Consider the following 21,283-nt stretch of genomic DNA (forward strand, 5'->3'; position numbering starts at 1 on the left):
GTGTTCCTCGCTGAACCCTTGCGTTCGAACAGGTGTTCGAGTAGTCTTCGTGTTATGGGGATGCCGGGGGGCGATATGGACGAGTGGCGACGCGAGACCGAGTTGGGTGTGTCGAGCTTGCTGGTCGGCTTGTCCGATGCCCGGCGTGCTGAGAATGTTGCGTCGGCGGTCCTGGTTCGTCGGTTGTACGGTCTTGTCGATTTCCGGGTGTGTGCGGAGGCGGAGCTGTTCGATGCCGGTGGGGATGCCGATCTTGCGCGTGCGGAGAGGGCTGCTGAATGTGAAGCAGCGGTGGCGCTGTCGCTGTCTCGGACGGTCACGCGGGAGATGATCGTGGTCGGTAAGCAGTTGGCGTGGCGTCTGCATGGGGTCGATGCTGCGTTCGCTGCGGGTGATCTGGATTATTCGCGGGTGCGGGCGATTGCGTTGACGTTGGTCAAGGCCAGTGATGAGACGGTGCAGGCGATCGAGGCTGATGTGCTGGCTGCAGCGTATCGCTGCAATGCCAAGGCGCTGCGTGAGCGGGTGTGGAGTCGGTGGATCGACCATGACGACGCCGAGGCGAACGCGGCACGAAAGGCTGCCGAATCCGAGGAACGGTGCGCGAGCATCAAGCGATGCGATGACGGTATGGCGAGTTTGTTTGCGAAGATGACGGCGCTCGAGGGCGCCGAATGTGACTCCCTTCTCGAGGAGTTGGCCGGGACTGTGTGTTCGCGTGATCCGCGGAGCAAGAAGCAGTTGCGTGGGTATGCGTTGATTGCGCTGATTCACCGTGAGGATGTGATCGCGTGCCTGTGTGGCCATCAGGGGTGTGCGGTCGGTGGTGCTGCGGATTTGATGAAGCCTCGCCGTACGCATCTGCTGCAGATCATGATCAGTATCGAGTCGCTGCTCGGATTGTCCGGTGACCCGGCCACTCTCGGTGATGGGACCGTCCTCGATCCGGAGACCGCGCGCATGATCGCCGGTGATGCTCGATGGCAGGTCTTTCTCACCGAAGTGCTCGACGCTGCCCGGGCACAGGCGAGCCCCGACGCCGCCCCCGAGCCCGAGTCCGTGACCGAGACCGAGACCGAGCCTGCGCCCGCGCCCGAGCCCGAGCCCGAGTCTGGTGGTGGTGTCGCCAATTCCGGGTCGGCCGGTGGACCGCGTGCGTTCCGGATCATCGCGCGGGGCCGGGTTCGTCCTGCCGCGTCGCTTCCCGATCCGACACTCGGACGAACTCGTTCACCTGTGGCAGGAGGTGCTGGGCGTGCACGGTCCTCCGCGGGTGGTGAGGTGGCACTGTCGGAGGCTATTGCTGCTTTCCTCGCCGCAGCCGCCGCGGATCCGTCACTGGCGGCGGGGAGTGACCCGGACGGTCACGGCGGTATGACCGAACCACCGCCGGGGGCACTGACGTACCGGCCATCGGCAGAACTCGTCGCGCTCACGCGCGCAACATATTGCACGTGCACCTTCCCGGGCTGCAGTGTGCCCGCAGCCCGATGCGACATCGACCACATCGTCGCGTTCGACCACAACGACCCGGTCGCCGGCGGCTGGACGATCCAGTCGAATCTGCAACCACTGTGCCACTACCATCACCAAGCGAAAACACTGAAGCTGTGGGCCGCAGCACGATTGAACGGAGACGGAATCTTCTGGACCTCATGTTCAGGTCTACGCAGGATCACACCCTCGACGTACGGGTCGGTGATGGTTCCGGACGATTTCGTCCACAACCGGCCCTCGTCACCGTCACCGGACCCCGCGACCGATCACTACTACCAACACGTCGCTGACCCATGTGCTCCCGAGGAGGCGGCAGCGGCATCTGTTCGCGAGCGACCCGCCGATGACCTCTACGAACCCACCTGGTGGGAAACCAACATCGGCGAGAACAGCGAGTGGGGCGATCTGATCGACACCGACAGAGCAGCCTTCGTGCCCTCACTCGGCGATATCGCCCGACTCGAGGACCCGAAAGCCCGCGAAGAAGCGATCTTCCTCAGAGAACGGTTTCTCGAACACCGAGCCATCGTCACAGCACGCGACCGCTACCGCTACCCACCATTCTGAACAGCCACCGAACCTACCCGCCGCGTCAACAGCCATGCCGCCAGAGCGCACACAGCGATCGTCGCGAACGCTGCCACGTCGGCCACAACGAGCGCTGCCTGCGTAGGTCCGATGGCCACCCAACCGAATTGCCCCGAGTACGCCGTCCACCCCACATCCGCTGTATACGGAACGACGATCAACACCGGCGCGAGAAGCGCAGGGACCGCAACACCACCCGGCGCAGGCAAACTGGAAGCGAGCACAAACGCCGCAACGGACGGCAGCGCAATCGCGACGAGGCCCTCATCCGCGAGTCCGACACCGGCGACGACGGCGAGAAGCCCGATTCCGACGACCGGTTTCGGCCACCTCCACCCCGCAAACAGCCCGGGGAGTGAAGTCGACACAACGACCACGACCAGCCATCGGTCGGTCACGAAGACCGGTTGCGGATCGACCGCCGCGATCGCGAGACCGGCAACCAGAACCAGCCCCGTCGCCCGGGGTAGCCACACTGCACCTCCAACCACCGCAGCGACGACGACCGACCAGGCAACCGTCGCCTGCCACGTGGCGCCCGGATAGCTGCGGTCATCGATCGAGAGCCCAAAGACCCAGTGCACTAGCAGCATGAGGGCGGGAAGAGCAAGACCGACAATCAGGGCCCGCAGCTCGCTCGCCTCGACCCGCAACCGAACCGGCAAGCAGAGCAAGGTGAAACCCACCGTGGCAGCCAGGAGTAGCCACATCGTCGACGAACCGAGACCCTCACCGTCCGGCAAGTAATCCGCATATCGCCGCGGCGTCGTACTGACGGGGCCGAGCGAACCGAGCAGCACACCAACGGCAAGCGCGGCCTGCAGGCTCCTTCGCGACGTGCACAGCACGAGGAGCCCGCCCAGTATCAGCCCCGCTCCTGTTCCGCTCGCGAACAAGCCTGGCGTCCCGGAGATCAGCAGCGGAACCGACACCAGCGCAGCCCCAGCCGCCACAGACCCCGCCACGCCAGCCCCAGCCGCCGTCCCGGCGCGCGAGAGCACCACTACTGCCAACACCGCCACGACCGCAGCCAGAGCTGCAGCCGCGGTACTGCCGAGATGCGGGAGATCTTCCGATCCGCGTTCGTTCAGGACCATTCCGACCACCGCGCCACCACATGGCACAGCCAGGTACTCGAACCTGAAATTCATCAGACCATTAGACGCTCGATGATTTGAAACCTTCTTCCCGGTCTATTGGGACGGCATCATCGGCCCATGGCATCCGTAACAACAGAATGGCATGTGGACGCTGCATGCCACGGCGAAAGCTCAGACGTGTTCTTCTCCCCGTCGGGAGAAGGCCGGAGCGCGCGACGACGGCGGGAGGACCAGGCGAAGGTTCTGTGCGGCCAGTGCCCGGTCATCGCACAGTGCCAACAGTTCGCCCTCGCCACCAACGAACCGTTCGGTGTCTGGGGCGGAATGACCGCACGCGAAAGGGCGCTGAGACGGGCCGCACTCAAGAGAGCCGGCTGAAAGGGACACCGAGTAGCGCACAATGGACTGGTGAGCTCACAGGACGAACCGCAACAGTGGACCTACCTCATGGACATGGACGGCGTTCTCGTCCACGAGGATCACCTCATTCCAGGAGCCGACGCATTCTTGGCCGAGCTCCAATCGAACGACATACCGTTCATCGTGCTGACGAACAACAGCATCCGAACCCCGCGTGACCTGCGTGCACGGCTGGAGCGCAGCGGCCTGAACATCCCCGAGAAGTCCATCTGGACATCGGCACTCGCTACCGCTAATTTTCTCGGCAACCAGCGCCCCGGTGGTAGCGCCTATGTCGTCGGAGAGTCGGGTTTGACCACAGCCCTCCACGACATCGGCTACGTACTCACCGACTCCAGTCCCGATTACGTCGTGCTCGGCGAGACACGCACCTACTCGTTCGAGGCGATCACCACGGCAATTCGTCTCGTCGAGAAGGGCGCACGGTTCATCGCCACCAATCCCGACGCCACCGGCCCATCCCGCGAGGGCTCGCTACCGGCCACCGGATCGGTCGCGGCGCTGATCACCAAAGCAACAGGAAAAGAGCCCTACTACGTCGGGAAACCGAACGCATTGATGATGCGCTCCGCCCTCCGAGCAATCGGTGGTCATTCCGAGAGCACCCTGATGATCGGCGACCGCATGGACACCGACGTTCTGTCGGGACTCGAAGCCGGGTTGCAGACCATTCTGGTTCTCACCGGCATCTCGACCACCGTGTCGGTCGAGAACTACCCGTACCGTCCGACCAAGGTGATCAACTCGGTCGCCGACCTCGTCGGCCGAACGCAGTCGCCCTTCTGATGCAGAAGCCACACCCTCCGGCTCCGCCGCAGCCACACCCAGCGGCTCCGCCGCAGTGGCACGGGAAGGGTTCCCCTGGTGCACTCAACCGCGCCACTACGAGCTTCGTGCTGTCTCGACGCGAGTACAACATCGAGGCCACCGGCGTCCGACGCGCGTTTTCAACGATCACCGCCGCAACAGACGCCGTCCGCGAGGGAACACCGGTCGTCGGGGCACTGCCTTTCGACATGTCCGACTCAATCGCGCTGACCGAACCCGGAACACTCACCAAACGCCAGGGACCGTGGCGCCCCGCTGATCAACCGGCCATCCTCCCCCCGGTAAGCATCGGTGGGCAGGTTCCTGCCGCTGATATTCACCTCGAACGAGTCCGTGCGCTGGTGCAGGAACTCCGGCAAGGCGTTGCAGAAAAAGTCGTCCTGGCGCGGTCCTTACAACTCCGTGCTGACACCCCGATCGATCCGATCGCCCTTCTCGGAGCACTCGTCAGCGGCGACCCACTGGGCAACGGCTACGCCGTCGACCTGTCGACAGCAGGGGCAGGCTACGCGGGCAGATTCCTCATCGGTTCGAGCCCCGAATTACTCGTCCGACGCCACGGCCGCACGGTCTCGTGCCACCCTTTCGCCGGAACCGCTGCACGCAGCGACGATCCCGCACTGGACGCCGGTATCGCCGACCAGCTCGCCGCGAGCGCCAAGGATCAGGCTGAACACCGATTCGTCGTCGAGGAAATTCGAACCGCACTGCAACCATGGTGCACAGACCTACAGATCCCGAGCACGCCGCAGCTCAGCAGCACGCCGCAGCTGTGGCACCTGAGCACACCGATCACCGGCATCCTCCGTGATCCATCTACAACGTCACTCGACCTCGCCATCGCGATGCACCCGACTCCAGCGGTCGCAGGCGTCCCCCGAAGGGCTGCGATGGATGCGATCGCGCGCATCGAGGGGCCTCGTGGCTTCTATGCCGGAGCTGTCGGATGGGCTGATGGCACCGGCGACGGAGAGTGGATGGTCGCGATCCGCGGACTCGAACTCGCCGCCGACGGGTTGACTGCCCTCGCCACCGCGGGCGGCGGGATCGTCGACGCTTCGGACCCCGAAGCGGAACTTGCCGAAACGACGGCGAAATTCCGGACGGTGCTCTCGGCTTTCGGGCTGGGCTGATCCTCACCAGTGGTGCGGTTGAGTGCACGTCAACACACTTAACCGTGCCACTAGCGGCGGAGCCGCCGGGGCCCCAGCTCAGCCCAGCGCCTGATCCAGATCAGCGATGAGGTCTTCGGTGTCTTCCAACCCTACCGAGATGCGCACGACACCGTCGGAAATGCCCACTGCCGCACGGCCTTCCGGACCCATAGCGCGGTGGGTGGTAGTCGCCGGATGGGTGATGAGCGACTTCGAGTCGCCGAGGTTGTTCGAAATGTCGATCACGCGTAGCCCATCGAGAACTTCGAACGCGCGCTTCTTTGCCTCACCACCGGGCGCATCGAGCTCGAAGGTGACGACCGTGCCGCCGCCCTTCATTTGCTTCTTCGCCAGCTGGTGCTGTGGATGCGACTCGAGGTACGGGTACTTGACCCATGACACAGCCGAGTGCGCCTCCAGGAACGTCGCGATTTCCAGCGCGGACTGGGTCGAATGCCGCACCCGAACCGGCATCGTCTCGAGCCCCTTGAGCAGGGTCCACGCATTGAACGGACTCAGCGCAGGACCGGTGTGGCGCATCAGCGTCTGCACAGGTCCGTCGATGTACTCACGGGAACCGAGGATCGCACCGCCGAGCACTCGGCCCTGTCCATCGATGTGTTTGGTGCCCGAATACACGACGACGTCCGCACCGAGCGCAAGACTGTCCTGCAGTAGCGGCGTCGCAAAAACGTTGTCCAACACGACTGTTGCGCCCGCCGCATGCGCCAGCTCCGACACCCGTTCGACGTCGACCAGCGACTGCATCGGATTGGACGGAGTCTCGAAGAACACGGCAGTCGTCGGAACCGAGAGTGCTTCTTCCCACTGCGCGTTGTCTTCGCCGTCGACGAACACGGTTTCGACGCCCCAGCGCGGCAGAATCTCGTTGCACACCACGAAGCAGGACCCGAACAAGCTGCGGGCCGCCACGAGTCGGTCGCCGGCCTTCAGCAACGCGCCGAGGGCCGTGAACACCGCCGACATCCCGCTGGAGGTTCCGAAGCACGCCTCGGCACCTTCGATGAGACGCAGGCGCTCCTCGAACATCTTGACGGTCGGGTTGCCGTATCGCGAGTAGACGAAGTGGTCGATATCGCCGGTGAACGCTTGCTCAGCCGCCCCCGCGCTCTCGTAAACGAACCCTGAAGTCAGGTACAGCGCCTCGGCGTTCTCGTCGAACCCGGACCGCATCAAACCGCCGCGAACACCCAGGGTTCCCTGCCCGACACCGTCCGGGAGCGGCTTGTGGAATCCTCCACCTTTGGGCACGTTCATGCCTGCCTCCACGGCAATCCGACCGCACGCCACCCCACGGCGCCGCGGTGACCGTCTGCATCGGTTGCACCCTCGAAACCGTCGAGCACGTTGTACGACGGCCCGATGCCTGCCGCAGTCGCAGCCTCGGCGGCGCCGATCGAACGCTGGCCCGAGCGGCACAGGAACACCACCGGTCGCTCACCGTCCACCCCAGCCTCTTTCAACTGCTCGACGAAACGCACGTTCCGCGCACCGTCGGGGTAACTGACCCACTCGATGAGATGCGTCGGCCGATCGATCGACGAGGTGTCCGGGACGCCGACGTACTGCCACTCGGCGTGGGTTCGCACGTCGACCAGCACTGCGTCGGGATCGTTCTCGAGCAACTCCCACGCTGCCTGCGGAGCGATGTCACCTGCGTAAGTCACGGGCTCAACCTTTCATACATTGCACACCAGCCACTTGTCGTCGACGCGGACGAACTTCCACTTCTCGCTCGACGTCGCGCCGACCTTCTCGAGCTTGGTCGGGACCGTCACCACTCCGCGATCACCGTTCACCTCGTAGTCGGTGGGAGCACCGTCCACGACGAGCTTTCCGTTCTCGTCGACGTCGTCCGCTCGGGCCGACGCGTAGTCCGCGTCGCTCCCCGAGATCAACTGGGCGAGCTGATCCTGACAGGTCGTCGACCGTAGTAGGTCGGCGTCACCGTCGTTCTGCGCCTGGACGAAATCGTCGATGCTGTCGGTCAGCAACTGCGCCTGCGTGACGTTGTCCTCGGCGGGCGCGAATCGGGCTGCCAGGAAGATAGCGGCGAGCAGAACGACGACGATTCCGACCGCGAGAATGAACGGCCAGGGGGTCGGCGGACGACGCTCACCCGTCTCTGCCGCCGCTGCGGATGCATTGTTCTGCGCTTCCTCACGGCTGTCGGCCCACTGCTGTCTTCGTTCACGCCACGACGCCATAGCCGCAATCTTCCCGCAGGGTCGACACTTATCGCTCTCGGGGTCCGACAGGGATATCCCCGCGCAACGTTATGCGGTGCATGACGCGGTGCTCGGTGCCGTAGTCGCGGTTGGCGTAGTGCGAGGTGCTGCGGTTGTCCCACAGGACCAGATCGCCGAGACGCCAGCGGTGCCGCACGACATGCTCGGGCTTGGTCAGGTGCGCGTACAGGAGGTCGAGGATTCCACGACTCTCCGCCTCGGACACCCCGACGATGTGCGAGGTGAACCCAGGGTTGACGAAGATGCCCTTGCGTCCGGTCTCGGGGTGCACCCGAACCACGGGATGTTCGACGGGTACCAGCGCGGTCACTTCTTTCCCGTCCCAGACATTGCCTTTGCCGCCACGCTTCTGCGCGAGGTAGTAGCCGAACTCGCGATTGCCGTCGTGCACGGCGGTGAGCTGGTCGATCATCTGACGGACGGGTGCCGACAACGACTCGTAGGCAAGCTGACTGTCGGCCCAGTTGGTGTCGCCCCCGTGCGGAGGAAGCACGACCGGTCGCAGAATCGAGCCCATCGGCGGTCGTTCCATGAACGTGACGTCGGTGTGCCACACGTCGGCGAACCCGTTGTCCTGGCTGTCGAGGGCATACACCTCGGCTGCCACATGACCGCTGTCATGCACCGGGTGCCCAGCCGTCAGGTCGCCGAGCCGTCGACCGAAATCGATCTGACCGGCATCGTCGAGCGACTGGCCGCGCAGCACCAGGACCTTGTGTTCGACGAGTGCATCCCGGATAGCCAGGACTTCGGCATCCGAGGCCGAAGCGACATCGAGCCCGATGACCTCGGCACCGAATCGCGGCCCCAGCTTGTCGAGGGTCAGATTGTCGGGGACCAGAGCTGTCTCGCGGGTGAGAGATGTGCCGACTGAATTTTCCAGGATTGTCATGTGTTTCTCCTAGCCCGGAGCGATTTTCGCACGGTCTGGGCAGCAGCGCTGGATACGAGCGCACAATGGGAAGCTGGGGGGTGAGAAGTGGCGGGAGCAGAGAGCCGCGTCACCGACGACACATGGTGGTGCAAGTACGACAGAAGTCGACGGTTAGCCGCCGGACCAGGTAAGTCGTATGCACAGCGCAAACCCTACCTGAATGGAAGGAAATGGTGAAAGGCTGAGGCAATGCCCCGTAGCTACGCCCACCAGCACTGATCAGGTAACACTTAATTTATGCTGGGGTGTCCGTACTTGCCCTCGACGAAGGTAGTTCGCTGCACATGACTGATCAGACTCGCCCACTCCGCGTCGCCATCGTCGGCGCCGGACCGGCCGGCATCTACGCCGCCGATGCACTCATGAAGTCCGACCACAATGTCAGCGGACCCGGCGTGAGCATCGACCTCTTCGAACGCATGCCCGCGCCCTTCGGCCTCATCCGCTACGGCGTCGCACCGGACCACCCACGCATCAAGGGCATCATCACCGCCCTGCACAAGGTGCTGGACAAGCCCCAGGTCCGCTTGCTCGGCAACATCGACTACGGCACCGACATCACCCTCGACGACCTGCGCCGCTTCTACGACGCCGTCATCTTCTCCACCGGCGCCAACGCCGACCGCGCCCTCGACATCCCCGGCATCGACCTCGACGGCAGCTACGGCGCCGCCGACTTCGTCTCCTGGTACGACGGCCACCCCGATGTCCCCCGCACCTGGCCCCTCGAGGCAGAGAAGGTAGCCGTACTGGGCGTCGGCAACGTCGCTCTCGACGTCGCACGCGTCCTCGCCAAGACCGGCGACGAACTCCTGCCGACCGAGATCCCCGCCAACGTCTACGAAGGCCTCAAAGCGAACAAGGCCGTCGAGGTACACGTCTTCGGCCGCCGCGGACCCGCACAAGCCAAGTTCACCCCTCTCGAACTCCGCGAACTCGACCATTCGCCCAACATCGAGGTCATCGTCGCGCCCGAGGACATCGACTACGACGAAGGCTCCGAACAGGCCCGCCGCAACTCCAAGCAGGTCGACATGGTCGCCAACACCCTGCAGGACTGGGCCATCCGCGACGTCGGCAACCGCCCGCACAAGCTTTTCCTGCACTTCTTCGAATCGCCCACCGAAATCCTCGGCGAAGACGGAAAGGTCACCGGCCTCCGCACCGAGCGCACCGAACTCGACGGCACCGGCAACGTCAAGGGCACCGGCAAGTACAACGACTGGGAGGTCCAGTCCGTCTACCGCGCCGTCGGTTACCTCTCCCAGAACATCAGCCAGCTCCCCTTCGACGAGCAGGCAGGCACCATCCCCAACGAAGCCGGCCGCGTCGTGGAATCTCCGTCGTCGACGGTCCCTGTTCCCGCCACCTACGTCACCGGCTGGATCAAGCGCGGGCCCGTCGGCCTCATCGGCCACACCAAGGGCGACGCCAACGAAACCGTCGCCAACCTCCTCGAGGACGCGCCCACCTTCACCGGAGCCACCGACCCCGAACTCGACTCCGTCACCGCCTTCCTCGAAGGCAAGCAGGTCCCCTTCACCACCTGGGACGGCTGGTACCGCCTCGACGCCCACGAACGCTCCCTCGGCGAACCCGAAGGCCGCGAACGCGTCAAGGTCGTCGAGCGCGACGACATGCTCAAGGCGTCCGAGCCCGACAAGGCCTAGGCGGCTCCGCCGCCAGTGGCGCGGTTAAGTGCACCCTGGGACACTTAATCGCGCCACTGGCGCGCAGCGCCTACACCCGTACAGCCAGTAATTTTCCTTCCGTTTCGACTTTGCGCTTGTGCTCGTCGAAGTCCGGTGCAGCACATACGAACAGCGTCCTGCCGTCGTCGCCGCCGAATCCGCAGGCGAACACGCCAGTGTCGAACTCGAGCTGATCGACGACCCCCTTGCCCGGCACCACATGCACGATGCGCTGACCGAGAGCGTCTGACACCCAGAGCGATCCGTCCGTGTCGATCGCACATCCATCCGGTGCGAGTACCAGCTGTCCCAACGCTGTCGTCATATCGCTCATGTCGGGGAGTTCCGCGAACTTGACCCAATCTCGGCGCTCACCTAGCGAGCCGTCGGGATGGACCGCGAACACACTGATGCGATTACCGACGGTCTCGTCGACCAGCAGCTCACCGTCCGGCGTCAGCGCCATTCCGTTGGGAAAGTACAGATCCTTGGCCACGACGTGCACCGAGCCGTCGGGGTCGACCCGCAGCAGGTCCGCAGTATCGGGTGTTGCGAGGTTCATCAGATCGAAACCGAAATTGCCGACGTAGGCACGGCCGCGGGAATCGACGAGCATGTCGTTGAGGTTGGCGTCGACGTGCGACGACAGGTCAGCGTGCACCACGAGGGAACCGTCGTCCTCGCGCCGCAGAATCGTATGATCGCGCATGGACACGATCAGCAACCGCCCGTCCGGTAGCCAGCCCAACCCCGACGGCTGCTGGGGAACCTCGGCCTCGACGCGCACGTCCGACCCGTCCTCCTGCGCCGACAGAACTTGCTGACTGTAGAAGTCGGACACCCAGATACGACCGTCGCGCCAGCGAGGACATTCGAAGTAGGTGTAACCGTCGAGGACAACTGTGGCTTCGGCTTTCATGTATCGAATTCAAACACCGGCCAGGGTCGCCGGGTGCCGGAACGACGCAGCTGGCATGCTGACGGGGTGTTCGACGCCCATCGCTACATCCTCGACCCTCGGTTTCCGCTGATCGAGAACCAGGGTTTCGTTCCCGATCCGTACACGATCGCCGACTACGACCGCGACACGGACGGCTTGGGCATCACCGGCGGAGCAGTGATCAGCGCGTCGTTTCATGCCGCCGACCAGAGCTTCCTGCTGTCCGCTCTCGAGACGCTCGGCGACGGCTGGGTCGGGGTGACGCAACTCGAACCCGACGCCACCGATGCGGACATCCTCGCACTGGAGGATGCGGGGGTTCGTGCCATTCGGCTCAACCTCAAACGCGGCGCCACCGACGTTCAGACCCTCACTGCCCAGGCAAGACGCGCGCACGATCTGGTCGGATGGCATGCCGAGTTGTACGTCGATGCCTCGATGCTGCTGTCCCTCGAACCGATCCTGTGCAAACTCCCGGCAGCCAGCATCGACCACCTTGGGATGTCGTCGCAGGGTTTGCCCTATCTACTCGACCTCGTGGATCGTGGAGTCCGAGTGAAGGCAGCGGGCTTCGGCCGCATAGACATGGATATCGTCGACGCGATGCGGCAGATCCATGCAGTGAACCCGGCCGCCCTGATGTTCGGAACCGACCTCCCCGGAACCCGCGCGCCGAGGCGGTTCCAGGAATCCGACATCGATCTGATCGCCGAAGCCGTCGGCGGAGATCTCCCCGCAGTCCTCGACGGCAATGCCAGAGCCTGGTATCGGGTCAAATGAACAGCGCCGCTCCGAGCCAGACTCCGGTGGCGAGCAGTGCACCCAGAAGCTCGACGAGAATCGACAGTCCTGCTGCCTTGGTCGCATGGACGGTGGATCGCCAAGCATCGGAGTGATTTCGGTGCCGCGGGAGTTCCGCCGCGTAGGTGCCGAGGATGAACCCGATGAACAATCCAACGATCGGGATCACGAAGAACCCGACGATCCCGACCAGGCCACCGACGATGAGCGACCGCGTCGGGATTCCCGCGTCCTTCATTCGACGCCCCGGCCAGGTGTATTTCACGACGCCGCTTGCGACCAGCAGCAGCGCAGCGACCGCGAACGCAGTCCATGCGGCCGCACCGCCGGTCATGAACGCCCACACAGCAATTGCCGCGAAGATCAGAATCGTTCCGGGCAGGATCGGCACGACGATGCCCGCCAAACCGATGAGAATCGCCAGCCCGACGAGCAGCTCCCCCCAGACGCTCACAGGACTGGTCTGACTTTGCCTGCTGCCTCCGTCGCCCGCGCACGCGCCGTGTCGACGTCGCCCGCAGTGGACACCGCGACGCCCATGCGTCGACGAACGAAGCTCTCGGGCTTGCCGAAGAGCCGAAGGTCCGTCTCGGGCACCGCCAGGGCATCGCCGACGCCGTCGAATGCAATCCCCTCGGCGTCGACGCCGCCGTAGATCACCGCCGACGCCCCGGGCGAGATCAGCGACGTGTCCACCGGCAACCCCAGGATCGCCCGCGCATGCAGCTCGAACTCCGAAAAACGTTGCGTACGAAGCGTCACCAACCCCGTATCGTGTGGGCGCGGACTGACCTCGGAGAAGTAGACGTCGTCACCCTTGACGAACAATTCGACGCCGAACAGACCGCGGCCTCCGAGGGCGGCCGTGATTCTCTCGGCGATGTCCTTCGCGCCCGCGAGTGCGACATCCGACATCGGTTGCGGCTGCCAGGATTCGACGTAGTCACCCGATCGCTGAAGGTGACCGATGGGCTCGCAGAAGTCGGTGCCTTGGATCGACCTGATGGTGAGAAGCGTTATCTCGTAGTCGAAATCGACGAATCCCTCGACGATGACACGACCCAGGTCGACGCGTCCGCCTTTCAGTGCGTACTCCCACGCGGCTTCCACCTCCTCGGCGCCCCGCACGACGGACTGCCCTTTGCCCGACGAGGACATCACGGGCTTGATCACTGCGGGAAAACCGATCGTGGACAGCGCATTCTGCACTTCGGTCAACGACTCGGCGAACGCGTAGGGCGAGGTCGGCAATCCCAGCTCCTCCGCGGCCAGGCGTCGAATGCCCTCACGGTTCATCGTCAGCTGAGTGGCGCGTGCCGTCGGGATGACAACGGTCCGGCCGCGCTTCTCGACCTCCGCCAGTGCATCGGTGGCGATCGCCTCGATCTCGGGCACGACGTAGTCGGGTTGCTGGGCGTCGATCAGCGCGAGGAGTTGTTCCGCATCGCTCATGTCGATGGTGAACGCGTGGTGGGCTACCTGATGTCCCGGCGCATTGTCGTAGCGGTCGACGGCAATGACCTCGACGCCGAGGCGTTGGAATGCAATGATCACCTCTTTGCCCAGCTCGCCCGCGCCGAGCAGCATCACTCGCGTGGCCCCCGGCGTCAGTGGTGTGCCGATCCGTGTTGGTTCCGTAGCTGCGCTCACTCGGCCATTATCCATTGCTCGAAAGCGTGGCCCGGACTAGTTGGACGTCCAGGCTTAAGTTAACCTCAATTCACATTGACGGCCCGATCGGAACGAGGGAAACGTGTCGAGTAGTGGTGGACCGCTGACAGGACTTCGCGTCGTCGAGCTCGCGGGTATCGGACCGGGGCCGCATGCAGCGTTGCTGCTGGCAGATCTGGGTGCCGACGTCGTCCGCGTGCAGCGCACGGGACAGATCTCCGAACACGATCAGCAACTCCGCAATCGCACCCTCGTCGAGGCCAACCTCAAGGACCCTGCCGACATCGAGAAGGTGCTCGGGTTGATCGAGCGTGCAGACGTCCTCATCGAGGGCTTCAGGCCGGGAGTCACCGAGCGTCTCGGACTCGGTCCGGACGCCGCGCTCGCCAGGAATCCGCGGCTGGTCTACGGTCGCATGACCGGTTGGGGCCAGGAAGGTCCATGGGCGTCGGCTGCCGGCCACGACATCAACTACATCTCCGTGACGGGCGTGCTTCACGCCATCGGCAGGCAAGGCGAGCGCCCTGTTCCACCGCTCAACATGGTCGGTGACTTCGGCGGCGGATCGATGTTCCTGATCTTCGGAATCCTCGCAGCGCTGTTCGAGCGACAGACATCAGGCGAAGGGCAAGTAGTCGACGCGGCAATGGTCGACGGCACCGCCGCGCTCTCCCACATGATCTGGGGCATGCGAGGCGTCGGCGCCTGGTCCGACGAACGCGGCGTCAACATGCTCGACACCGGTTGGCCGTACTACGACACCTACGAAACTTCCGACGGCAAGTACATGGCGGTCGGGGCCCTGGAACCCCAGTTCTTCGCAGAACTGCTCAGACTGCTCGAGCTCGACCCGGCCACCACTCCGAGCCAAGGCGAGCGCGACCGCTGGCCCGAGATGCGTGAACTCTTCACGACGACATTCAAGACGAAGACACGCGACGAATGGGCGGCGATCTTCGACGGCACCGACGCGTGCGTCTCACCCGTCCTGACGTTCGCCGAAGCTCCGCAGCAGGTGCATCTCGAGGCACGAGAGACTCTCATCGAGGTCGGTGGAGTCACCCAACATCGGCCGGCTCCGCGTTTCTCACGCACGCCCAACGGGATTCCAGCCGCTCCGTCGTCGACTGCCGTCGACGCCGAGTCAGTGTGGCGCTGAGTCTCTTTCAGAACACCAACGCTGGTTGCTCGGCGTCGACGTTCGGCGCAAGCGCCTGGTATGCGGCCGCCGTCGCCGAGACGGCGGCCGCCAACTCGACGGGCTCACGCGTGTAGGGCATACGAATGAACCGCTCGAATGCTCCCTCGACGCCGAACCTCGGCCCGGCCGCCAGCACTGCGCCGAATGCCGGGACCGTCGCCGCCAACGCGCTGGACACCGGCGCTGGAAGTTGGAGCCACAACGACATTCCGCCGGTCGATCGACGGTAGCTCCAATCCGGAAGGTGTTCGGCCAACGCACCTTCCAGTGCGTCACGACGTTCGCGTAGCTGAATCCGCCGTGTCTCGAGGATCGCATCGGCATCCTGTAGCAAGAATCCCGCGGCGAGTTGATCCATCACCGAAGTGCCGAGGTCGTGCGCGGCGCGCGAGCCTGCCAGACGGCTGATCAACGAGGGGTTGGCGCGAATCCACCCGATGCGCAGACCTCCCCAGTACGACTTCGACGCCGATCCGATCGTGACGATGTCGGTACCCGACACCCGACCGAACGACGCAACCGGCGGCGGCGGGGGCGCATCGAGCCACAGGTCGACCATCGTCTCGTCGACGATCAGTGTCATCGAGGTATCCCGCGCGATCCTGGCGAGTTCGGCACGGCCGTCGGCACCGAGGCATCGGCCGGTGGGATTGTGGAAATCGGGGATAATGTACGCGACCTTCGACGCGGTTTGCCTTGCTGCGCTCCGGATTCCGTCCAGGTCCCACGGATCGCCATCGGGCCGGATCGGCACCGGAACCGGCCTGGCCCCGACGCGTCGAATCGCCTCCAAGGCATTGGGATACGTCGGATGATCGATCAGCACCCGGTCACCCGGCGAGGTCAGCGTACCGAGTAGGAGGCGGACGGCCTGCTGGGCGCCCGAGGTCACCATGATCTGGTCCTCGGTCGTCGGCAACCCGCGTTCGACGAAGCGACGCGCAATGGATTCGCGAAGCACCGACAGTCCGATGGGCTCCATACCGTGGTTGGATAGATACGCCGGAAGCGCTTGCAGCGCAGCGTTGTACGCGGACAGCATGGCCTCGGTCGGGGCAGCCATCGCGGCATGGCTCATGTCGATGACCGGTCCGCTCGACGTGCGCGACTGTACGAGCAGCCCGTTCGGCCTCGCCATGTCCGGAAGCGCGACGGTACTGCGCGCGCCCTGCTTGCTGATCAGGTAGCCCTCTTCGCGGAGTACCGCATACGACGAGGTGATGGTGGTTCGACTGAGGTCGAGTGCGGCCGACAAGTCTCGCTCGCTGGGCAACCCGACTCCGAGAGGAATCCGGCCGTCGTGGATCAGCAGCCTGACGCCGTCGGCCAAAGCGCGATAGGTCGGACGTGAGGTTCGGCGAGATGCCCGTCGAGGCCCTGACCCATCCTCGGCGTCCGTTCGCCAGCGCCCAAGATCGCGGGCCAGGGACGTTGCATTGAGGACTCGGATCGCCATGGCGTCAGTATTCGCGCTACTGGTATGACAAATCAAGTCCAATTTGATGGTTGGTGGACTGGTTTTGCTGTGGTTCATACTGGTTGCGTGCCCTACGCGCTCTTCGACACCTCCCTCGGCCGGTGTGGCCTCGCGTGGACGCGCCAGGGTGTCAGCGCGGTCGCACTCCCGGAACCCCAGGACGCCTTGATCGCCTACCTTGCCGGATTCGAGGCGGTGGTCGGCGTCCCGGACGGCCTGGCCCAGCAGGCGATCGACGGGATCCAGGCGCTTCTCGACGGTTCGGCCGCGGATTTGTCGTCGGTGCCGGTGGTGCTCGACGTGTCGGACTTCGACAGAGCGGTCTACGACGTCACTCGCTCGATCCCGCGCGGCTCGACGCTCACCTACGGGGCCGTGGCGGCCCAAGTGGGCCGACCAAGTGGTGCGCAGGCCGTAGGGGGCGCGCTGGGGCGCAACCCGGTGCCCGTCATCATCCCGTGCCACCGCGTCCTCGGCGCCGGCCGCGAGGTGGGCGGGTTCTCGGCCCCCGGCGGTGCGTCGACGAAGCAGCGAATACTCGCCATCGAAGGAGTCTCGGGGTTCGGGGAGCCGACGCTGTTCTGAGCGGGGGGATCGCCAATGAGCTACCTGCGCGTCGCAGCAATGACGTGTTGGGCAGTACCCCCGGGGGTCAGCACCGGCGCCCACACGCCCTCGACTGTTGCCTCGGCGACGCCGTCGGGCGTCAGCGCCGAACCGGGAGCACCGATCGAACTTCCATCACTGCAGGATAATTCGACGGTTCCGGTGTAGTCGGACCCCGCAGGCGCGCTGCACACGAGGCCTCCGTCGAACGTCAGCGACTCGACATTGCCTTCGATCGGACCGGTGAACACCGTCGCCGATTCCGGTGGTGTCGGCTTGGCAGTGTCCAGGGGTGGATCAGCAGGGGGATCGCTAAGGGGTGGATCGACTGTCTCGATCGGAGCTTCCGTCGTCGTAGGCACCTCGGTTGTGGTGGTCACCTCAGGGCTTTGCGCGACCGCTGCTTCCTCGGTTGTAATCGAAGAGGCAGTGGTACTCGGAGAGTCAGTGGTACTCGGTGCGTCAGGGGTACTCGGGACCTCCGGCGTGGTCGTCACTGCTGCTGGAGCTGCTCCGCGTGCCATTGGTTGAGCCGCGGTCGCGGCCGCCGGCGTTGCTCCTGGACCGCATTCCGCACTCACGAGATCGATCGAGAAAGTCAGAGGCAGAACCCCGAGGGCAAGCAGACTGACCGAGCCCGTCAATGTCAGCCGACTGAATCCTGCCGCTGCGCCCGTCGGCGACTGGCTACTGGTCAAGGCAACGTTCGTGTACCCCACGAGGCCATCGGTAAAGGATCCGGGAGAGGTCGTGGAGTTTGCACTGGGAATGCGGACGGACCGACCGCCGACGAGAACACTTCCATTGGGATTGGCCGTCGTGGTGTTGGCGGCGGCAGGAACAGTCCACACGTTCGTACCGACGTCCAACTGGCAGCCAACAGAAGTTGTGATGGTCTGGCCGGCACTACTGACGGCCACGATGTCGGTGTTGACGAGGCTGATCACGCCCAACAAACTGACTCCCACAACGCTGCCGGTCAGTCGCATCGAAGACACTGTCGCCGATGCACTCGCCGTGGGCGTTCCGGTGGTGCAGTACGTCGGAACACCGGCCGCGCCCACTACGTACGAACCGCAGGCGGCCGCCCCGACAGGAGCGGTCGACGCCGAAGCACCGGACATCCTTAATTGGTTCACCATCACGACAGCCGACGACGCAAACGGCCCTGTACCCGCGACCGTTGCAGTTCCGGGATTGGTCGAATCGCGACCGCTTCTTGCGGAGTCCCAGGGTAGAGGCGTCGGATTGTCGGGGAGAATCGAGATGCCACCCGCACTGTTCACCAGAGGACCGATACCGAGACCGTATCCATTGGTGACCCACGATCCCGATCCGACCGTGCCGGCGACATACTCGGAATCGGTCCACAACGCTGCCGTATACCCCACGAGACTCTTGCCCGATACGAGCGCAAGGCCGAGTAACACCACACACACCAGCGCGGAGCATCGCCCTTCGAGAGCCCGTCGACGGAGATTTCTCATCCAGAGCGCTCGCTACCCTCCGGCGGACCGGCGATGTCGCGGTCGCGCGGCCAAAAGACCGCCACTACCAGGGTTGCCATCGCCAAGGTGATCGCGCCGAGAACATACGGATTGGAAAAGTAGACAATGACGCGTGCCAGCCCCGGAACAGACCACAGCACCTTGCGCACCTCTGTGACGTCGTACAACCCCGGATCGGCGTCGGCATTCGCGTCGCCTTTGAGTTCGAGAACGGTGACTCCCGTTTTCGAGATCGGATCGATCGCGACCACTCGGTGCGTGACGGGGAGCTTGCCCTCACGATCGACAGTGACTACGTCCCCGATCTGCACCGAAGCCGCGGGCACGGCGCGGACAACTGCAAGCGAACCTGCTGGAATCGACGGCGCCATAGAACCGGTCTTGAACATGATCAGCGTGATGTTGAAGAAGAACGCACACGCAACCAATGCGAGACAAATGACTCCGCCGATCGCAAGAATATTCAACAAGATGTCACCGATAACAGTCCAGGGGGAGCGTCTCGCTCGCGGAGTTGCAGTGTGTGTCATCGCACCCATTTCTTCTGCCTTCTACATAGTTCCTACGAAAGGCCAGTTGGCAACCAGTGTCTTGTTGGGCAATGCGGCGTCGGACCAATTGGCGTCGGTCGCAGGCAGGCTGATTTCGAAACACAACGGAACGGCTGGCCCGGCATCGGTGGGTACAGCCCCAGCGACGAGCGGAAAGCTGGATGGAGCAGGAACGTTCAGCGCTACTGCTCCCCCGGCACCGACCACGAACGCCGGACTCGAGGCAAAAGCTCCCGCGTCACATGTCAGTGCGTTGCGGACTACCCGGTACCGGAGTGCCGTCGACAAATTGCCGACGCCGGTGCCGGAGAACGACGCACCCTGCAACGCGACGGAAGCTGGTTCGGAACCAACTTCGACACGCAACTGGAGTGGCGCGTACACCACAGAACCAGGCACCAGACCCGTTGCGGTGCTTGTGAACACCAACGAGTTCGGCCCGCCGATAGGGTGGGACGACCACGTAGACCCACCGTCGGTGCTCGACTCGATCCCGAACTTCGACGATCCGAAGTCACTGTTACCGAGCACCCGGTCGGTCCAGCTGGCCGCCACGAGCACCGCCCCGATACCGAGGACGATCCCGCCTGCTGCCAGTGCCCGCCGTTGTCTCTTTCTCTGCTGCTTGCGGTGAGACAGCACGTGCTGAGAATGCACGTGCTACGGGGTGACCGATGTGCCGACGAACTGCCAGATCAGCTGCCCGGTATTGAGACCCGCCAGGTCGAGGGGCGAGCCAGCCGGCAAAGTCACTGCGTAACAAAGCTGTACAGGCGTACCCGCCGCCAGTAGCGTTATTGCGTTCGGCGCGCTCCCGGTGGTCAGCGCGGATCCTGGCGCAACGACCGAGGTGCCCCCTGGAGTGCCCGCAGCACACCCTTCAGCGGTGCCGCCCGAGGTGACCGAGTACGTCAACGCGCTGGTCAACGCAGCCGAACCCGCGGGCGTACCCGGTACCGCACCGTTCAAGGTGACATCCGCATTCAAAGTTTGTGCATTCTGCAACCTCAGGGCGATGGGCGCGTAGACCGTTTCGCCGGGCGTAAGATTCAACCGCGCGACCGGAAATCCGAAAGGCTCACCCGGGCTTACGTCGGCCTCGACCCAGTTCGCCGTCGCCGTCGTACTGAAACTCGCTTGAATGTTCCACGCCTCATCACCCGTAGCGAAATCGGAATTTCCAAAAACATTGTCGGTCCATGCGGCCAAAGTTATTGCCGCGCCGACACCCAGAACCAAGCCTCCTGCCAACAAAGCCCGAATCTTGCGTTTTCTATTTGAATTATGAACCTGTTCGTTCATGCTCCGACTCTTTTCCTCGAACGGAAGGCGAGCGCATTCCGCGCTGGCTCAACACATCATCGGCGCACAATCTCCGCGTGTTGCCGGAATTCAAAAGAATTTCGAAATGTTATGAAATCAGAATTCCTACTGGCTGTATTGAAATGAATACCCAGGGAATGAAACACGCTCTTGCACTGATTTACACCATGAGCGTCGGGTGTAACGCAGCCGAACCATACCGCTCGATCGAATCAGACCAGAAAGGACTCGGCGCTCGACGCGTCCACCCCGGACACGACCTCCGCGTCCGGGCCTGGTCGCACATCTTGATCTTCGCGCGCCCCGCCGATGGTGAAGGCGCCAGTCTCGGGCAGCCAGCCCACTGCGCCGCGTTCGAACAAGTTGTATCGCCCGAAACCTGTCGGAGTCGGCTTCTCGTCGCTGATGGGGTATCCGAGCGGGCCATAGGGGCCGCCGTGGGCGAGGTACCACTCGAGGATGGGTCCATGCACTTCGTGCGCACCACCCTCGGGGAGAGCGAAGACGGTGGCATGCTGATACTCGAGCATCCCGCCGCCATTCGGCCCGAGCATGAACTCACCGACCTCCTCGCCGATCCAAGTGTGTTCGTACGCGAAGCGATCGAATTGCAACCCGAAAACATCGAGACCGCTGTAACTAGTAGACATCGCACGCCCCTCCTCGTGTACCTGAAGTCGAGTATCCCCTCATACGCCGAGTCGGACCAACGAATAACTCACA

General features: G+C 64.1%; 22 protein-coding genes. 8 read left to right on the plus strand and 14 right to left on the minus strand.

What is annotated here, in order from left to right; translation table 11 throughout:
- The first annotated feature begins 54 nt into the window (after positions 1-54).
- Positions 55-2,064: an HNH endonuclease signature motif containing protein gene (locus WDS16_RS18270; protein ID WP_338886611.1), complete on the plus strand. Its 2,010-nt coding sequence runs from the start codon at positions 55-57 to the stop codon at positions 2,062-2,064.
- Here WDS16_RS18270 and WDS16_RS18275 read toward each other — a convergent pair.
- A complete protein-coding gene (locus WDS16_RS18275; RefSeq protein WP_338886612.1) occupies positions 2,049-3,236 on the minus strand; it encodes a hypothetical protein in 1,188 nt (395 codons plus the stop codon). The genes WDS16_RS18270 and WDS16_RS18275 overlap by 16 nt on opposite strands.
- 66 nt (positions 3,237-3,302) lie before the next feature.
- Between WDS16_RS18275 and WDS16_RS18280 the strand changes: the two genes are divergently transcribed.
- The 3 genes from WDS16_RS18280 to WDS16_RS18290 all read left to right on the plus strand — a co-directional run bounded on the left by WDS16_RS18280 (position 3,303) and on the right by WDS16_RS18290 (position 5,566).
- Positions 3,303-3,563 (plus strand): WhiB family transcriptional regulator, encoded by a 261-nt coding sequence (locus tag WDS16_RS18280; protein ID WP_338886613.1) that lies wholly within the window; start codon positions 3,303-3,305, stop codon positions 3,561-3,563.
- Between the two features lie 69 nt (positions 3,564-3,632).
- Positions 3,633-4,391: an HAD-IIA family hydrolase gene (locus WDS16_RS18285; protein WP_422395842.1), complete on the plus strand. Its 759-nt coding sequence runs from the start codon at positions 3,633-3,635 to the stop codon at positions 4,389-4,391.
- Positions 4,392-4,498: 107 nt separating this feature from the next.
- Positions 4,499-5,566: an isochorismate synthase gene (locus tag WDS16_RS18290; protein ID WP_338886615.1), complete on the plus strand. Its 1,068-nt coding sequence runs from the start codon at positions 4,499-4,501 to the stop codon at positions 5,564-5,566.
- Between the two features lie 78 nt (positions 5,567-5,644).
- Here the strand turns inward: WDS16_RS18290 and WDS16_RS18295 are convergent, their stop codons facing one another.
- Genes WDS16_RS18295 through WDS16_RS18310 form a run of 4 tightly spaced genes read right to left on the minus strand, consistent with a single transcriptional unit; the run spans position 5,645 to position 8,749 of the window.
- Entirely contained in the window at positions 5,645-6,865 is a 1,221-nt protein-coding gene (locus tag WDS16_RS18295) for an O-succinylhomoserine sulfhydrylase (protein ID WP_338886616.1), read from the minus strand.
- Positions 6,862-7,275, minus strand: a complete 414-nt coding sequence (locus tag WDS16_RS18300; protein ID WP_338886617.1) for a rhodanese-like domain-containing protein — start codon at positions 7,273-7,275, stop codon at positions 6,862-6,864. Before WDS16_RS18300 ends, WDS16_RS18295 begins: the two co-directional genes overlap by 4 nt.
- 12 nt (positions 7,276-7,287) lie before the next feature.
- Entirely contained in the window at positions 7,288-7,815 is a 528-nt protein-coding gene (locus tag WDS16_RS18305) for a hypothetical protein (RefSeq protein WP_338886618.1), read from the minus strand.
- A gap of 28 nt (positions 7,816-7,843) precedes the next feature.
- A complete protein-coding gene (locus tag WDS16_RS18310) occupies positions 7,844-8,749 on the minus strand; it encodes a TauD/TfdA dioxygenase family protein (RefSeq protein ID WP_338886619.1) in 906 nt (301 codons plus the stop codon).
- Between the two features lie 326 nt (positions 8,750-9,075).
- On the opposite strand from WDS16_RS18310, the gene WDS16_RS18315 reads away from it, so the two are divergent.
- Positions 9,076-10,461, plus strand: a complete 1,386-nt coding sequence (locus WDS16_RS18315) for an FAD-dependent oxidoreductase (protein ID WP_338886620.1) — start codon at positions 9,076-9,078, stop codon at positions 10,459-10,461.
- A 70-nt stretch (positions 10,462-10,531) separates the two neighbouring features.
- Here WDS16_RS18315 and WDS16_RS18320 read toward each other — a convergent pair whose 3' ends face one another.
- Entirely contained in the window at positions 10,532-11,401 is an 870-nt protein-coding gene (locus WDS16_RS18320) for an SMP-30/gluconolactonase/LRE family protein (RefSeq protein ID WP_338886621.1), read from the minus strand.
- Between the two features lie 66 nt (positions 11,402-11,467).
- Here WDS16_RS18320 and WDS16_RS18325 point away from each other — a divergent pair, with 66 nt between their 5' ends.
- On the plus strand, positions 11,468-12,202 hold the full coding sequence (locus WDS16_RS18325; RefSeq protein ID WP_338893524.1) for an amidohydrolase family protein: 735 nt from the start codon (positions 11,468-11,470) through the stop codon (positions 12,200-12,202).
- Here the strand turns inward: WDS16_RS18325 and WDS16_RS18330 are convergent.
- Together WDS16_RS18330 and purT are read right to left on the minus strand one after the other, a co-directional pair.
- The gene (locus WDS16_RS18330) at positions 12,195-12,677 is read right to left on the minus strand and encodes a DUF456 domain-containing protein (protein ID WP_338886622.1); all 483 of its coding nucleotides are present in this window, start codon (positions 12,675-12,677) and stop codon (positions 12,195-12,197) included. The two genes, WDS16_RS18325 and WDS16_RS18330, sit on opposite strands and share 8 nt — an antisense overlap.
- Positions 12,674-13,810 (minus strand): formate-dependent phosphoribosylglycinamide formyltransferase, encoded by a 1,137-nt coding sequence (purT, locus tag WDS16_RS18335; RefSeq protein ID WP_338893526.1) that lies wholly within the window; start codon positions 13,808-13,810, stop codon positions 12,674-12,676. Before purT ends, WDS16_RS18330 begins: the two co-directional genes overlap by 4 nt.
- A gap of 166 nt (positions 13,811-13,976) precedes the next feature.
- Here purT and WDS16_RS18340 point away from each other — a divergent pair, with 166 nt between their 5' ends.
- A complete protein-coding gene (locus WDS16_RS18340) occupies positions 13,977-15,053 on the plus strand; it encodes a CaiB/BaiF CoA-transferase family protein (protein ID WP_338886623.1) in 1,077 nt (358 codons plus the stop codon).
- A gap of 7 nt (positions 15,054-15,060) precedes the next feature.
- Here WDS16_RS18340 and WDS16_RS18345 read toward each other — a convergent pair whose 3' ends face one another.
- Entirely contained in the window at positions 15,061-16,551 is a 1,491-nt protein-coding gene (locus WDS16_RS18345; RefSeq protein ID WP_338886624.1) for a PLP-dependent aminotransferase family protein, read from the minus strand.
- An 87-nt stretch (positions 16,552-16,638) separates the two neighbouring features.
- On the opposite strand from WDS16_RS18345, the gene WDS16_RS18350 reads away from it, so the two are divergent.
- A complete protein-coding gene (locus WDS16_RS18350; protein WP_338886625.1) occupies positions 16,639-17,157 on the plus strand; it encodes a methylated-DNA--[protein]-cysteine S-methyltransferase in 519 nt (172 codons plus the stop codon).
- Between the two features lie 20 nt (positions 17,158-17,177).
- On the opposite strand, the gene WDS16_RS18355 is transcribed toward WDS16_RS18350, so the two are convergent.
- The 5 genes from WDS16_RS18355 to WDS16_RS18375 form a co-directional block, all read right to left on the minus strand.
- On the minus strand, positions 17,178-18,665 hold the full coding sequence (locus WDS16_RS18355; RefSeq protein WP_338886626.1) for a hypothetical protein: 1,488 nt from the start codon (positions 18,663-18,665) through the stop codon (positions 17,178-17,180).
- Positions 18,662-19,216, minus strand: a complete 555-nt coding sequence (locus WDS16_RS18360; RefSeq protein WP_338886627.1) for a signal peptidase I — start codon at positions 19,214-19,216, stop codon at positions 18,662-18,664. The genes WDS16_RS18355 and WDS16_RS18360 overlap by 4 nt, the downstream gene beginning before the upstream one ends.
- Positions 19,217-19,237: 21 nt before the next feature.
- Positions 19,238-19,879 carry a hypothetical protein gene (locus WDS16_RS18365; RefSeq protein ID WP_338886628.1) on the minus strand — a complete coding sequence of 214 codons (642 nt, stop codon included), beginning with the start codon at positions 19,877-19,879 and terminating at the stop codon, positions 19,238-19,240.
- 18 nt (positions 19,880-19,897) lie between these two features.
- Positions 19,898-20,539 carry a SipW-dependent-type signal peptide-containing protein gene (locus tag WDS16_RS18370; RefSeq protein WP_338886629.1) on the minus strand — a complete coding sequence of 214 codons (642 nt, stop codon included), beginning with the start codon at positions 20,537-20,539 and terminating at the stop codon, positions 19,898-19,900.
- Between the two features lie 233 nt (positions 20,540-20,772).
- Entirely contained in the window at positions 20,773-21,210 is a 438-nt protein-coding gene (locus WDS16_RS18375) for a hypothetical protein (RefSeq protein WP_338886630.1), read from the minus strand.
- Between the last annotated feature and the right edge of the window lie 73 nt (positions 21,211-21,283).

The sequence above is a fragment of the Rhodococcus sovatensis genome, assembly GCF_037327425.1.
GTDB classification, from domain to species: Bacteria; Actinomycetota; Actinomycetes; order Mycobacteriales; family Mycobacteriaceae; genus Rhodococcoides; species Rhodococcoides sovatense.